Raw genomic sequence first — 14,349 nt, 5'->3', positions numbered from 1 at the left:
GGCAGTCCCTAGCCGCGCCCCTTCGCGAGCCGCTGGCGGCGGGCTTCGTAGAGGATGATCGACGCGGCGTTGGAGGCGTTGAGGGAGCTGGCGGAGCCGGTCATCGGGATGGAGACCACGTGGTCGCAGCGCTCGCGCCAGGCCGCGCTCAGGCCCGCCGTCTCGTTGCCGATGACCAGCAGGACGGGCTGGGTCAGGTCGAACTCCGAGGCGTCGCACTCCCCGTGCTCGTCGGTGCCCACGACGACCACCGGCCGCCCCCGTTCGCGTTCCTCGTCCAGCCACTGTGCGACCTCGCGGTGCGACGGGGTGCGGACCACGGGCAGCGCGAAGAACGAGCCCGTCGTCGCGCGGACCGCCTTCGGGTCGTACGGGTCCGCCGCGTGTCCCGTCACGATGAGTCCGCGCGCGCCGAAGGCGTCGGCGGAGCGCACGATGCTGCCGATGTTGCCGGGCTGTGTCGGGCGGTCGAAGACCAGGCCGAGGAAGTCCTCGTCGACCGTGATCCGGTCCAGGTCGTCCGGTGCCATCTCGACCACGGCCAGGACCTCGGGGGCGCCCTCGGTCTTCTCGCTGAGCTCCGCCAGCAGTTCCGGGGCCACCGCGATGCGTTCGGTGGTCACGCCGCGCACCAGTTCCTCGGCCCAGTGGGAGAGCGGACGGCTCGCGTCGTACAGCAGGGAGCGGATCGTCCACCCGTGCTCCACGGCCATGGTGATCGGCCGGACGCCCTGGACGAGGAATTCGCGGGCGCGCCCGCGCTTGGTCCGGTTGGTGAGCAGCGTCTGGAACTGCTGAAAGCGGGCGTTGCGGGTCGAGATCCGCTGCACAGCCACCGGTGGGGTCCTTTCAGAGGTGATCGCGGCACCGGCGGCGGCGAGGGCCGCCCCCGGAAACCAGAAATTCCCACGGTTCGCGATGAACCGTGGGAACTGGATGAGTGTCCGAGGGGGGACTTGAACCCCCACGCCCGATAAAGGGCACTAGCACCTCAAGCTAGCGCGTCTGCCATTCCGCCACCCGGACCAGGTGATCCGCCGCGGTCTCCCGTGGCGACAAAGAAAACAATACCAGGGGTTCCGGGTGCCTCTCACCTGCGTATCCGGTGGCCATTCGGTCGCCCTTGCGCTGGTCAGCGCGGTGCGGGGGTGACGGGGACGCTTTTCGGGCCGGGCGCTCGCGGCTCGCGTACGGTCCGTCGCGGGCCACGTACGGACGGTGCCGCCGGAGGGTCGGCGGTGGGTTCCACCGGCGGGTGGGAGGGGCGGGTTACTTTCGCCTGCATGAGTGATCGCCGCTCCCGTCCGCCCCGCGCGCTGTCACCGCTGCGTGAGCACCTGCGCGACACGTTCTGGTTCGCTCCCGCCCTGACGCTGGTCTGTGCGTGCGCGCTCTGGTTCGCGGCCTCGGCGCTCGACGAGCAGATCATCTCGTATCTGCACGACGAGCAGGCGTACGACGAGATCCAGGACCTGGTCTCCCTCGCCGAGGACACCAAGCAGATCGTCGTCACGGTCAGCTCGGCGATGATGACCTTCATCGGTGTGGTGTTCAGCATCTCGCTGGTCGCCGTGCAGATGGCGAGCGGGCAGCTCACGCCCCGGGTGGTGCGGATCTTCGTACGGAGCCGGATCAGCAAGCTCACGCTGTCGGTCTTCCTGGCGACGTTCGTGTTCTCGCTGCTGGTGCTCAGCTCGTACGAGAGCGATACCGATCCGCGCCGGGTCACCTCCGTGCCCTTCGTGCAGAGCGTGCTGACCGCGGTCCTCGTCGCACTCAGTCTGCTGCTCTTCATCGCGTATGTGAGTTCCACGCTGCGTCTGATGCAGATCGGGCCGGTCCTCGACCGCATCACCCGGGACACCTTCCGGGTCCTGGGCCGGATGCCCGCGGGACGGCCGTCCGGGGAACCGCTCCCCGAGGAGACCGCGCAGATCCTGCACGAGGGGCGGGCCGGGGTGCTGCGGGACGTCAACGTGGCGCGGCTGGTGCGGGCCGCCCGGCACCAGGGCGTCGTGCTGCGGCTGATCCCCAGGCTCGGGGACTTCGTGGTGCCGGGCACGCCGGTGCTCGCGGTGCACGGCGGGGCTGCCCCGGCCCGGTACGCGCTGCGGTACACGGTGTCCGTGGGCGTGGAGCGCACCCTGCACCAGGATCTGGCGTACGGGCTGCGCCAGTTGTCGGACATCGCGCTGCGGGCGCTGTCCTCGGCGGTGAACGATCCGACGACCGCCGTGCAGAGCCTGGACCGGATCGTGCAGTTCCTCGCGGCCACCGTGCGGCTGCCGCTCGGCACGGTGCACCACCGGGACCGCGAGGGGGCGGTGCGGCTCGTGCAGGACGTGCCGGGGTGGGAGGACCTGGTGGATCTCGCCTTCGAGGAGGTCCGCCGGTGTGCGACGGACACCCCGCAGGTGACGAGGCGGCTGCTGGCGGGGATCGACGACCTGATGCTGCTGGCGGGACCGGACCGGCGGGGCCCGCTGGTCCGGCACCGCGCCCTGCTGGTGCAGGCGGTGGAACGCGCGGTGCCGGACGCCACCGAGCGGGAGTTCGCGCTGCTCCCCGACCGGCAGGGCATCGGCTGAGCGGGACGCCCCCGGTCTGTCAGCCGTTGCCGCCGAATGCCGTGTCGAAGGCCGCGCTCGGCGGGTCGAAGTCGTACCGCTTCAGGGACGCCAGCGCCTCCGGAGCACCGGCCAGCCGGTCCATGCCGGCGTCCTCCCACTCCACGGAGACCGGTCCGTCATAGCCGATGGACCGGAGCATCCGGAACACGTCCTCCCAGGGCACGTCCCCGTGTCCGGCCGAGACGAAGTCCCAGCCCCGTCGCGGGTCGCCCCACGGCAGGTGGGAGCCGAGCCTGCCGTTGCGCCCGTCGAGCCGCTTGCGGGCCTCCTTGCAGTCCACGTGGTAGATCCGGTCCCGGAAGTCGTAGAGGAAGCCGACCGGGTCCAGGTCCTGCCAGACGAAGTGGCTCGGGTCGAAGTTCAGCCCGAACGCCGGCCGGTGGTCGACCGCCTCCAGGGCGCGTTTCGTGGTCCAGTAGTCGTACGCGATCTCGCTGGGGTGCACCTCGTGGGCGAAGCGCACGCCTTCCGCGTCGAAGACGTCCAGGACCGGGTTCCAGCGTGCGGCGAAGTCCTCGTAGCCCCGCTCGATCATGTGCGGCGGGACCGGCGGGAACATCGCGACCAGGTGCCAGATCGAGGAGCCGGTGAACCCGATGACGGTGTCCACGCCGAAGGCGGCGGCCGCCCGCGCGGTGTCGGCCATCTCCTGCGCGGCCCGGCGGCGCACCCCTTCCGGCTCGCCGTCGCCCCAGATGCGGGCGGGCAGGATGGCCTGGTGGCGTTCGTCGATGGGGTGGTCGCAGACGGCCTGGCCGACGAGGTGGTTGGAGACGGCCCAGCACTTCAGCCCGTACGAGTCGAGCAGTTGATGGCGGCCGTCCAGGTATCCGGGGTCGGTGAGGGCCTTGTCCACCTCGAAGTGGTCGCCCCAGCAGGCGAGTTCGAGGCCGTCGTAGCCGAAGTCGCGGGCGTGCCGGCAGACCTCCTCCAGGGGCAGGTCGGCCCACTGGCCGGTGAAGAGGGTGAAGGGACGGGGCATGCGCGGAACCTCCTAGAGGGGCACGGGGGTGAGGACGGAGTTCTTCGCAGCGCTCTCCTCCACCGCGGCCAGCACCCGTTGCACCTGGAGGCCGTCGGCGAACGACGGTACGGGCGGCGCTCCTTCGGCGATGGTGTGGATCACGTCGCGGGCCTGGTGGACGAAGGTGTGCTCGTAGCCGAGGGTGTGGCCCGGCGGCCACCACGCCTCCAGGTAGGGGTGTTCGGGCTCGGTGACGAGGATGCGGCGGAAGCCGGCCGTGGTGGCGGGTTCGGTGTGGTCGTGGAAGGACAGTTCGTTGAGCCGTTCCAGGTCGAACGCGAGCGAGCCGCGCTCCCCGTTGATCTCCAGCCGCAGGGCGTTCTTGCGGCCGGCCGCCATCCGGGTCACCTCGAAGGAGGCCAGGGCGCCGGAGGCGAGCCGCCCGGTGAACACGGCGGCGTCGTCCACCGTCACCGCGCCCAGTCCCCCGGCCACGGCCCCGCCGCCCAGTCCCCCGGACGGCCCGGCGGGCAGGGGCCGTTCGCGTACGAATGTCTCGCTCAGCGCCGACACAGCCACCAGCGGCTCCCCCGCCAGGAACTGCGCGAGGTCCACGACGTGCGCCCCGAGGTCGCCGAGCGCGCCGGAGCCCGCGTGTTCTTTCTTCAGCCGCCAGGTCAGCGGCGACGCGGGGTCGACCAGCCAGTCCTGGAGGTAGGCGGCGCGTATGTGCCGCAGGGCGCCGATGCGGCCCTCAGCGATGAGGCGGCGGGCATGGGCGAGGGCGGGCACCCGCCGGTAGTTGAAGCCGACCATGGCCGTCCGGCCACGGCCGACGGCGCGCTCGGCCGCCGCCGCCATGGCCCGCGCCTCCCCGACCGTGTTGGCGAGCGGCTTCTCGCACAGCACGTGCTTGCCGGCCTCCAGGGCGGCGACGGCGATCTCCGCGTGGCTGTCGCCGGGGGTGCAGATGTCGACGAGCTGTACGTCGTCGCGGGCGATCAGGGCGCGCCAGTCGGTCTCCGCCGCGGCCCAGCCGTGCCGACCGGCGGCGGCCTCGACGGCCGTGCGGTCGCGGCCGCAGATCGCGGCGAGGACCGGCCGCATCGGCAGGTCGAAGACGTGTCCGGCGGTGCGCCACCCCTGGGAGTGGGCGGCGCCCATGAACGCGTACCCGACCATGCCGATGCCGAGCGGTGGCGCGGCCGTCTCCTGCTGCGTCTGATCCCTACGGGCCATCCGGGCTTCCTCCTCGTCTGTGGTTCGGCGGATACGGCGGCGGGGCGGCTCAGTTGAAGCCCGTCGGCAGGTACTGGTCGACGTTGTCCTTGGTGACCACGGCGGAGTAGAGGGTGAGGCCGGTCGGGATCTCCAGCTCGGAGAGGCCCGCCACCCCCTTGCCCTGCCCGAGGGCGCGGGCCAGGTCGATGGCGGATGCCGCCATGGTCGGCGGGTAGAGGACGGTGGCCTTCAGGACGGTGTTGTCGGCCTTGATGGCGTCCATGGCGGACTTGGCGCCGGCGCCGCCGACCATCAGGAACTCGTCGCGGCCGGCCTGCTGGATGGCGCGGAGCGCGCCCACGCCCTGGTCGTCGTCGTGGTTCCACAGGGCGTCGAACTTCTTCTGCGCCTGAAGGAGCTGGGCCATCTTCGACTGCCCCGACTCGACGGTGAAGTCGGCTGCCTGACGGGCCACCAGTTTGATGTTGGGGTAGTTCTTCAGTGCGTCGGCGAAGCCCTCGCTGCGCTGTTTGGTGAGCTCCAGGTTGTCGATCCCGGCGAGCTCCACGACCTTGGCGTCCGGCTTGTCCTTGAGCTGTTCGCCGATGTACGTGCCGGCGTTGAGGCCCATGCCGTAGTTGTCGCCGCCGACCCAGCAGCGGTAGGCCTGCGGGGAGGCGAAGATCCGGTCCAGGTTGATGACGGGGATGCCCGCCCGCATGGCCTCCAGGCCGACCTGGGTGAGTGCCTTGCCGTCGGCCGGGAGGACGACCAGGACGTCGACCTTCTTGTTGATGAGGGTCTTGACCTGGCCGATCTGGGCGGCGGTGTCGTTGGAGCCCTCGGTGGTCTCCAACGTCACCTCGGCGTACTTCTTCGCCTGGGACCTGGCGTTCTCGTTGATGGCGTTGAGCCAGCCGTGGTCGGCCTGCGGTCCGGCGAAGCCGATGGTGACGGGCTTGCCCGGCCCGGCGTCGGCGGCGGGTGCCCCGCTCGTCGCGGCGGAGTTCTTCTCCTTGGGCTCATTGCTGGTGCAGGCGGTGAGGAAGGCGCCCGCGGAGACCGCCGCGGTGCCGAACAGCAGTCCTCTGCGGCTGGTTTGTGGCATGGCTGTGGAACCCTTCATCCGATGGGTGGTTGGTGGGCGGGAGTGAGGCGCGGACGGGTGCGGGCGGGTACGCCCGGTCAGGTCTCCGCGTGGGACGAGGTGCGGCCCTGGACGAGGACGGCGGCGACGATGATCGCGCCCTTGGCGATCTGCTGCACGTCGCTCTGCAGGTTGTTGAGCGCGAAGATGTTGGTGATCGTGGTGAAGACGAGGACGCCCAGGACGGAGCCCACGATGGTGCCGCGTCCGCCGCTGAGCAGGGTGCCGCCGATGATCGCGGCGGCGATGGCGTCGAGTTCGTACAGGTTGCCGTTGGTGTTCTGGCCGGAGCCGGACAGCACGATCAGCATGAAGGCCGCGATGCCGCAGCACAGCCCGGACAGCAGGTAGAGGTAGAGCCGCTGCCTGCGGACGTCGATGCCCGCGAGCCGGGCGGCTTCGGCGTTGCCGCCGATGGCGACGGTGCGGCGGCCGAAGGTCGTACGGTTCAGCAGCAGCCAGCCGGCGACGGTGACCGCGGCGAAGATCAGGACCAGCGGCGGGATGCCGAGGACGTAGGAGCCGGGCAGGCCCAGGTCGAGGACCGAGGTGACGGTGACGATCTGGGTCCTCCCGTCGGTGATCTGGAGGGCCACGCCGCGGGCGGAGGCGAGCATCGCCAGGGTCGCGATGAACGGCACCACCCGCCCGTACGCGATGAGCACCCCGTTGACGAGTCCGGCGCCCAGGCCGACGAGCACGGCGGTGAACAGGATGCCCGCGAAGCCGTACTCCTGGGTGGCGAGGGTCGTCGCCCAGACGGAGGCGAGGGCGACCATGGCGCCGACCGAGAGGTCGATGCCGCCCGAGGTGATGACGAAGGTCACCCCGACGGTGACGACGCCGATCACGGACGCCTGGGTCAGGACGAGTTGGAGGTTCCCGCTGTCCAGGAAGGCGTCGGGCTCGGTGATCCCGCCGACGGCCACGAGCACGGCGAGGATGCCCAGCAGGGACAGGGTGTGGACGTCCAGGCGCAGCCCGAGGGCGCGCGGGGGCCCGTGCTTCTTCGGGGACGCGGGGGCGGACGCGGGGGCGGACGCGGGGGCGGACGCGGGGGCAGGGCCCTGGTCCGGCCCGCTCTGCCGCGTCGAGGGGACGGGATGGGTCATGGGGTCGGGCTCCCTTCCATCACGAGGTCGAGTACGCGGTGCTCGTCGAGATCCTTGGCCTCGGCGGTATGGACTACGTGTCCCTCGCGTAGGACGAGGACCCGGTCGGAGAGGCCCAGCACCTCCGGGACCTCGCTGGAGACGAGCAGGACGGCGAGCCCTTCGTCGGCCAGCCGGCGGATCACGGCGTAGAGCTCGGCGCGGGCGCCGACGTCCACGCCACGGGTCGGTTCGTCGAGCAGCAGCACCCGGCAGCCGCGCAGCAGCCAGCGGGCCAGGACCGCCTTCTGCTGGTTGCCACCGGAGAGGGTGCGGACGGGGGTGTCCGGGTCGTCGGGGCGCAGCGAGAGGGCCCGGGTGGCGGCGCGGGCCGCCTTCCGCTCCGCCCCGCGGTCGAGCCAACCGGCCCTGGAGTGGCGGGACATGGTGGACAGCGAGACGTTGCGGGTGACGGATTCGAGCATGAGCAGGGCTTGGGCCTTGCGTTCCTCGGGGGCGAGGCCGATACCGGCGGCGACGGCGGCGCGTACGCTTCCGGGCCGCAGCACCCGGCCCGCGACCGTGACCCGGCCCGTGGTGGCCCGGCGGGCACCGTAGACGGTCTCCAGGATCTCCGAGCGCCCCGAGCCGACGAGTCCGGCGAGGCCGACGATCTCGCCGGGCCGGACCTCCAGGTCGACCGGGGCGAACTCCCCCTTCCTGCTGAGACCTTCGACGGTGAGGACGGGGACGTCGGTCCGCCCGGGGCCCTTTCCCGAGCCATTTCCGGAGTCCATTCCCGAGCCATTTCCCGAGCCCTTCGCGGCGCCTTTCGCGGCGCCTTTCGCGGAGCCTTTCGCGGAGCCTTTCGCGGGCCGGGGCGGGAAGACGTACTCGACCTTGCGGCCGGTCATCATCGCGACGATGTCGTGCGTCGGTGTGGTCTCGGCGGGGAGGCCGGAGGCGACGGCCCGGCCGTCCTTGAGTACGGTCACCCGGTCGCCGATCCGGCGGATCTCCTCCAGCCGGTGCGAGATGTAGACGACGGCGACGCCCTCGGCGGTCAGCGAGGCGATGATCCGGAAGAGGTTGCCGACCTCGTCCGGGTCGAGCGCGGCGGACGGCTCGTCCATCACGATGAGGCGTACGTCGTGGGAGAGCGCCCGGGCCATGGAGACGATCTGCTGCTGGGCGGCGGAGAGTTCACCGACCGCGCGGGCGGGATCGATCTCCGGGTGTCCGAGCCGCTCCAGCAGGGCGGCGGCCCCGGTACGGCCCCGGCGGGTACGGACGACGAAGCCGGCGCTGGTGGGTTCGTGGCCCAGGAAGACGTTCTCGGCGACCGACAGGCCCCGGACCAGGTCGAGTTCCTGGTAGATGGTGGCGATCCCGAGCCGCATAGCGGCGAGGGGCGACTTGAGCACGGCCGGTGCGCCGCGCCAGGTGATCTCGCCCCCGTCGGGCTGGTGGGCCCCGGCGAGCACCTTGATGAGGGTGGACTTGCCGGCGCCGTTCTGCCCGAGGAGGCAGTGCACTTCACCGGCCTGGACCTCCAGGTCCACGCCGTCGAGGGCGCGGACACCGGGAAAGGACTTGGTGATGCCGGACATGGTGAGCAGCGGTGGTTGCGGAGCCATGACGAATCCCCTCGGCGGATGGGGTCTTTCGCGGGCGGACGGTCGGGAGGGTCAGACGGGTGAGAAGAGGTGGTCGCTGATGAGCCTGGCCGCGCCGGTGACTCCGGCGGCGGGCCCCAGCTCACCCAGGACGATCGGAAGGTTGCCGGTGGCCAGCGGCAGGGAGCGCCGGTAGACCTGGGCCCTGACGCCGGCCAGCAGCGTGTGGCCGAGGCCGGTCACCCCGCCGCCGATCACCACCAGGGCGGGGTTGAAGAAGCTGACGAGTCCCGCGATGACCTGGCCGACCCGGTTGCCGCCTTCGCGGATCAGGCCGAGCGAGGTGGGGTCGCCCAGGGCCGCCGCGGCGGCCACATCGGCGGCGGTGAGTCTCCCGGTCGCCGCCAGCCGGTCCGCGAGCTCCGCGGACTGTCCGGCGCGTGCCGCGGTTTCGGCGTCCCGGGCGAGGGCGGCGCCGCTGAAGTGTGCCTCCAGGCAGCCCCGGTTGCCGCAGGCGCAGAGGCGGCCCTCGGGTTCCACCTGGATGTGGCCGATGTCGCCGGCGCTGCCCGTCGCACCCCGGTGGACGGTGCCGCCGACGACGATGCCGCAGCCGATGCCCGTACCGATCTTGACGCAGAGGAAGTCGCCCACGGAGCGGGCCACGCCCGCGTGCTGCTCCCCCATCGCCATCAGGTTCACGTCGTTGTCGACCATGACGGGGCAGCCCAGTTCCTGGCTCAGCGCCTCGCGGACCGGGAAGCCGTCCCAGCCGGGCATGATCGGCGGTGCTACGGGGACGCCCTCGGGGAAGCGGACCGGTCCCGGTACGCCGATCCCGGCGCCGTCGAAGCCTTCGGCGAGCCCGGAGGAGCGGAGCTTCGCCGCCATGGACAGCACCTGCTCGAAGACGGCGACGGGCCCCTCGCGTACGTCCATGGGGTGGTTGAGGTGGCCCAGGACCTCCAGCTCCGCGTTGGTGACCGCCACGTCGATGGAGGTGGCGCCGATGTCGACGCCGAGGAAGCGCAGTGCCGGGGCGAGCCGGATGTTGTGCGAGCGGCGCCCGCCGCGGGAGGCGGCGAGTCCGTCGGCCACCACGAGGCCGGTCTCCAGCAGCCGGTCCACCTCGACGGCGAGTTTGGAGCGGGAGAGGTCGACCCGGTCGCCCAGCTGTGCCCGGGAGTTGGGCCCGCCGTCACGCAACAGCCGGAGCAGGCGCGCCTGGTGGGCGTTGGCGGGTCGTGCCGTCATACGTCTCACGCGCCCCTCCCCGCCTCATCGGCCTGTCCGTCGGGCTTGGCAGGGGAACCTAGCAGCGGTTGTCCGGTACGGGAAGAAGTCGCGCGGAAATCCGCCGAACTTTCTCCACTCCGAGGACAAAGCCCGGCACGGGCCCGGTAGCGCGTCCCTCAGGGGCAGCGGATCACCTGTCCCGCGTAGCTGAGGTTGCCGCCGAAGCCGAAGAGCAGCGCGGGGGCTCCGCTGGGGACCTCGCCCCGCTCGACCAGCTTGGACAGGGCCATGGGGATCGAGGCGGCGGACGTGTTGCCGGAATCCACCACATCACGCGCCACGACGGCGTTGACCGCGCCGATCTTCCGGGCGACCGGCTCGATGATCCGCAGGTTGGCCTGGTGCAGGACCACCGCGGCGAGGTCCTCGGGGGTGAGGCCCGCCTTTTCGCACACCTTGCGGGCGATGGGGGGCAGCTGGGTGGTGGCCCAGCGGTAGACCGACTGGCCCTCCTGCGCGAAGCGCGGCGGCGTCCCCTCGATCCGCACCGCGTCCCCCATGCCGGGGACCGAGCCCCAGAGCACCGGCCCGATCCCGGGCACCGCCGCGTCCTCGGAGTCGGCGACCACGACCGCCGCGCCGGCACCGTCCCCCATCAGCACACAGCTGGAACGATCCGTCCAGTCGACGATGTCGCCCATCTTGTCGGCGCCGATCACCAGCGCGCGGGTGGCGGCGCCGGCCCGCAGTGCGTGGTCGGCGGTGGCGAGGGCGTGGGTGAAACCGGAACAGACGACGTTGATGTCCATCACCGCCGGTGACACCATGCCGAGGCGGGCGGCGACCCGGGCCGACATGCTCGGCGAGCGGTCGATGGCGGTGGAGGTGGCGACGAGCACCAGATCGATGTCGGCCGGCTGGAGGCCCGCCCCGGCGAGCGCCTTGGACGCCGCGTGCGCGGCCAGCTCGTCGACCGGCTCGTCGGGGCCGCCGATGTGACGGGTCTTGATGCCGACGCGGCTGGTGATCCACTCGTCACTGGTGTCGACCATGGCCGCCAGGTCCTCGTTGGTGAGCACCTTGGCGGGCTGGTAGTGGCCGAGCGCCGCGACACGTGAGCCGGTCATGTACAGGTCCCCTCGCTACATCTGGCAGGAACCAACCAGTCTTGGTCGCTACCGCCCGGTACGGGGACAGGTGATCCCACAGGAATACCGGCCTCGGCTTGGAGGCTTGGCAACAGCGGCCCGCGACCTTTGATTACGCCGGCCGGTTGCGACGTCACTTCCGATGTGCAGGACAATGTGACCGTCGGGGCCCTCCGCCGCAGGCCGGACCGGTGGCGTCCCGGCATCCTTCGCCCAGGGCCGCGCCGGCCCCCACACGTACAGGAATCGGGTCCAACGGTCATGGGACGGGTCACCGAGCGCCGCCGCACCATCCGCATCCGGGACGGGGCCGTCTCCAGCCGCCCCGACACCCTCGTCGCCGAGGAGCCGATGGAGATACGGCTGAACGGCAGGCCGCTCGCCATCACGATGCGCACCCCGGGCGACGACTTCGCGCTCGCGGCCGGCTTCCTGGTGAGCGAGGGGGTGATCGGTGACAGCTCCGACGTCCAGTCGATCGTGTACTGCGCGGGCGCGGCGGCCGACGGCGTGAACACGTACAACGTGGTGGACGTGAAACTCGCGCCCGGCGTCGAGGTGCCCGACATCACGCTGGAGCGCAACGTGTACACCACCTCCTCCTGCGGGCTGTGCGGCAAGGCGAGCCTGGACGCGGTCCGCACCACGACCCGCCACCCGGTCGCCGACACGCCTCCGCTCCGGGTCGCACCCGCGCTGCTGGCCCAGCTCCCCGACCGGCTGCGGGCCTCCCAGCGGGTCTTCGACCGGACCGGCGGCCTGCACGCGGCGGCGCTGTTCTCCGAGACGGGCGAGCCGACCGACATACGGGAGGACGTCGGACGGCACAACGCCGTCGACAAGCTGGTCGGGCGCGCCCTGACCGACGGCCGGCTGCCGCTGTCCCGGTCGATCCTGCTGGTCTCGGGACGGGCCTCGTTCGAACTGGCGCAGAAGGCGGTGATGGCGGGCATTCCGATGCTGGCGGCCGTCTCGGCGCCCTCGTCCCTCGCCGTCGACCTGGCGGCCGAGACCGGCCTCACCCTGGTCGGCTTCCTGCGCGGCCCCTCCATGAACGTGTACGCCGGAGAGCACCGCATCGCGCTGGACGCGGGTTAGCCCACCGCCACGGCGTCCCGCACCGGGCCCTCCACGCACGCGTCGTCCGGGTCGCGGGCACGCCGCTTGGCGATCACCGCGCAGACCATGAGCTGCATCTGGTGGAAGAGCATCAGCGGCAGCACGGCGAGGCTCGCCTGCGCGCCGAACAGGACGCTGGCCATGGGCAGCCCCGAGGCCAGGCTCTTCTTGGAGCCGGCGAACTGGATCGCGATGCGGTCCTCGCGGCCGAAGCCGAGCCGCTTCGCCCCGTACCAGGTCACCGCGAGCATGAGCGCGAGCAGGACCGCCTCGGCGGCGAGCAGCCCCCCGAGCCTCGCCGGGGTGACCTGGTGCCAGATGCCGGCGACCATGCCCTCGCTGAAGGCCGTGTAGACGACGAGCAGGATCGATCCCCGGTCGACCAGGCCGAGGGCCTTCCTGTGGCGGGCGATGTAACCGCCGATCCAGCGGCGCAGCAGCCGGCCCGCGACGAACGGCGCCAGCAGCTGGGCGCCGATCCTCAGCAGGGCGTCGCCGGAGAGGCCGCCGCCGCTGTTCCCGAGCAGCGCGGCGGCGAGCAGCGGGGTGAGGAAGACGCCGGCGATCGAGGAGAAGGAACCCGCGCAGATGGCGGCGGGCACGTTGCCGCGGGCGATCGAGGTGAAGGCGATCGACGACTGGATGGTCGAGGGGACGAGGCACAGGAAGAGGAAGCCGCTCTGCAGCTGCGGCGACAGGACGTACGGCACCAGTCCCCCGCTCGCCAGGCCCAGCACCGGAAAGACGACGAAGGTGCAGGTCAGGACCGTGAGGTGGAGCCGCCAGTGGCGGAGCCCGTCCAGCGCCTCGGCGGTGGACAGGCGGGCCCCGTAGAGGAAGAAGAGGAACGCCACCGCACCGGTGGAGGCGCCGCCGGCCATTTCGGCGGCCGGGCCGGAGGCCGGCAGCAGCGCCGCGAGGACGACGGTGCCGATCAGGGCCAGTACGTACGGGTCGATCGGCAGCCAGGACGGCGGCTGCGGGATGCGGCGGCTCATGTGCTCCACGTGTCTTTCGGTCAGGTCGGGCCCTGAACATCCTGCTCCGGCGCACGCCGATCGGGAATCCCGTACACCGCTCTCACTGTGATCACGGATCGCGATAGCGTGGCCGGCATGTACGACCCGGCGCAGCTGCGCACCTTCCTCGCCGTCGCCCAGACCCTCAGCTTCACCACCGCCGCCCGCCGGCTCGGGGTGCGGCAGTCCACGGTGAGCCAGCACGTGCGGCGGCTGGAGGACGCGACCGGGCGGCAGCTGTTCGCCCGGGACACACACCGCGTCGATCTCACGTCTGACGGCGAGGCGATGCTCGGCTTCGCGCGGACGATCCTGGACGCGCACGAGCGGGCGTCGGCGTTCTTCACCGGCACCCGGCTGCGCGGGCGGCTGCGGTTCGGCGCCTCGGAGGACTTCGTGCAGACCCGGCTGCCGGAGATCCTTCAGACGTTCCGCCGCGACCACCCGGACGTCGAGCTGGAGCTGACCGTCGAGCTGTCGGGAACCCTGCACCAGCAGCTGGAGGCGGGCCGCCTCGATCTGGTGCTGGCCAAGCGGCGGGCCGGGGACACGCACGGGGAGCTGGTCCGGCAGGACGTCCTGGTCTGGATCGGCGCGCCGGGGCTGCGGATCGACCCGGACCGCCCGGTGCCGCTGGTCGTCTTCCCGCCGCCGGGCATCACCCGGGCGCGGGCCCTGGAGGTCCTGGAGGAGCAGGGCCGTTCCTGGCGGATGGCGTGCACGAGCGGCAGCCTGAGCGGTCTGATCGCCGCCGCGCAGGCGGGGCTCGGCGTGATGGTGCACACCCGCGGTCTGGTGCCGCCCGGGCTGGTGCCGGTTTCGGCCAGGGCGGGGCTGCCGGAGCTGGGTGGCGTGGACTTCGTCCTGCTGCACGGCCGGCGGCGGGGCGGTGCGCAGCAGGCGGCGGACGCGCTGGCGGCGGCGATCCTGGCGGGCGGTGACCGGCTGATCCGGCCGCCGGGCGGGGCCGGCGCGGTCCGGGGGCGGGAGCAGGCATGACGGGGTGCGGGAAGGGGGAGAATCCACGGGACGCGCCGGGCGGACCGGTCGCACCGGACCGATCGCACGGACCGGTCGCACGGACCGACCGCACCGGACCGGTCGTCCGGGGACGATTCGCCCGTACCCGCCCACAACGGCAGTGATCGCGGCGTACAG

12 protein-coding genes and 1 tRNA gene are annotated in these 14,349 nt (G+C 72.0%); 3 read left to right on the top strand and 10 right to left on the bottom strand.

Features of this window, described 5'->3' with window-relative positions; translation table 11 throughout:
* Positions 1–8: 8 nt before the first annotated feature.
* Both E6P78_RS15670 and E6P78_RS15665 read right to left on the bottom strand, forming a co-directional pair.
* On the bottom strand, positions 9–830 hold the full coding sequence (locus E6P78_RS15670) for an RNA methyltransferase (protein WP_206307819.1): 822 nt from the start codon (positions 828–830) through the stop codon (positions 9–11).
* A 111-nt stretch (positions 831–941) separates the two neighbouring features.
* A tRNA-Leu gene (locus tag E6P78_RS15665) sits at positions 942–1,026 on the bottom strand.
* Positions 1,027–1,283: 257 nt separating this feature from the next.
* Here E6P78_RS15665 and E6P78_RS15660 point away from each other — a divergent pair.
* Entirely contained in the window at positions 1,284–2,588 is a 1,305-nt protein-coding gene (locus tag E6P78_RS15660) for a DUF2254 domain-containing protein (protein WP_136204201.1), read from the top strand.
* A gap of 19 nt (positions 2,589–2,607) precedes the next feature.
* On the opposite strand, the gene E6P78_RS15655 is transcribed toward E6P78_RS15660, so the two are convergent.
* The 7 genes from E6P78_RS15655 to E6P78_RS15625 all read right to left on the bottom strand — a co-directional run bounded on the left by E6P78_RS15655 (position 2,608) and on the right by E6P78_RS15625 (position 11,032).
* Positions 2,608–3,612 (bottom strand): sugar phosphate isomerase/epimerase family protein, encoded by a 1,005-nt coding sequence (locus tag E6P78_RS15655; protein WP_136204200.1) that lies wholly within the window; start codon positions 3,610–3,612, stop codon positions 2,608–2,610.
* A 12-nt stretch (positions 3,613–3,624) separates the two neighbouring features.
* A complete protein-coding gene (locus E6P78_RS15650) occupies positions 3,625–4,833 on the bottom strand; it encodes a Gfo/Idh/MocA family oxidoreductase (protein WP_136204199.1) in 1,209 nt (402 codons plus the stop codon).
* A 49-nt stretch (positions 4,834–4,882) separates the two neighbouring features.
* Positions 4,883–5,923, bottom strand: a complete 1,041-nt coding sequence (locus E6P78_RS15645; RefSeq protein WP_136204198.1) for a substrate-binding domain-containing protein — start codon at positions 5,921–5,923, stop codon at positions 4,883–4,885.
* A 77-nt stretch (positions 5,924–6,000) separates the two neighbouring features.
* Positions 6,001–7,074: an ABC transporter permease gene (locus E6P78_RS15640; protein ID WP_136204197.1), complete on the bottom strand. Its 1,074-nt coding sequence runs from the start codon at positions 7,072–7,074 to the stop codon at positions 6,001–6,003.
* Entirely contained in the window at positions 7,071–8,690 is a 1,620-nt protein-coding gene (locus tag E6P78_RS15635) for a sugar ABC transporter ATP-binding protein (RefSeq protein WP_136204196.1), read from the bottom strand. Before E6P78_RS15635 ends, E6P78_RS15640 begins: the two co-directional genes overlap by 4 nt.
* Before the next feature lie 51 nt (positions 8,691–8,741).
* Positions 8,742–9,923 carry an ROK family transcriptional regulator gene (locus tag E6P78_RS15630; RefSeq protein ID WP_136204195.1) on the bottom strand — a complete coding sequence of 394 codons (1,182 nt, stop codon included), beginning with the start codon at positions 9,921–9,923 and terminating at the stop codon, positions 8,742–8,744.
* Between the two features lie 158 nt (positions 9,924–10,081).
* Complete coding sequence (locus tag E6P78_RS15625; RefSeq protein WP_136204194.1) at positions 10,082–11,032, bottom strand: beta-ketoacyl-ACP synthase III; 951 nt, start codon at positions 11,030–11,032, stop codon at positions 10,082–10,084.
* 282 nt (positions 11,033–11,314) lie between these two features.
* Between E6P78_RS15625 and fdhD the strand changes: the two genes are divergently transcribed.
* Positions 11,315–12,151, top strand: coding sequence for a formate dehydrogenase accessory sulfurtransferase FdhD (gene fdhD, locus E6P78_RS15620; protein ID WP_136204193.1), 837 nt, complete (start codon positions 11,315–11,317; stop codon positions 12,149–12,151).
* Here the strand turns inward: fdhD and E6P78_RS15615 are convergent.
* The gene (locus E6P78_RS15615) at positions 12,148–13,170 is read right to left on the bottom strand and encodes a bile acid:sodium symporter family protein (RefSeq protein WP_168712632.1); all 1,023 of its coding nucleotides are present in this window, start codon (positions 13,168–13,170) and stop codon (positions 12,148–12,150) included. The genes fdhD and E6P78_RS15615 overlap by 4 nt on opposite strands.
* Positions 13,171–13,287: 117 nt before the next feature.
* On the opposite strand from E6P78_RS15615, the gene E6P78_RS15610 reads away from it, so the two are divergent.
* Positions 13,288–14,190 carry a LysR substrate-binding domain-containing protein gene (locus E6P78_RS15610; RefSeq protein WP_136204191.1) on the top strand — a complete coding sequence of 301 codons (903 nt, stop codon included), beginning with the start codon at positions 13,288–13,290 and terminating at the stop codon, positions 14,188–14,190.
* Positions 14,191–14,349 lie beyond the last annotated feature (159 nt).

The organism is Streptomyces sp. A0958 (assembly GCF_004795035.1).
In the GTDB taxonomy this organism is placed as follows: Bacteria; Actinomycetota; Actinomycetes; order Streptomycetales; family Streptomycetaceae; genus Streptomyces.
The sequence above is the reverse complement of the archived record's forward strand: the minus strand, read 5'-3'. Positions and strand labels throughout refer to the sequence as shown.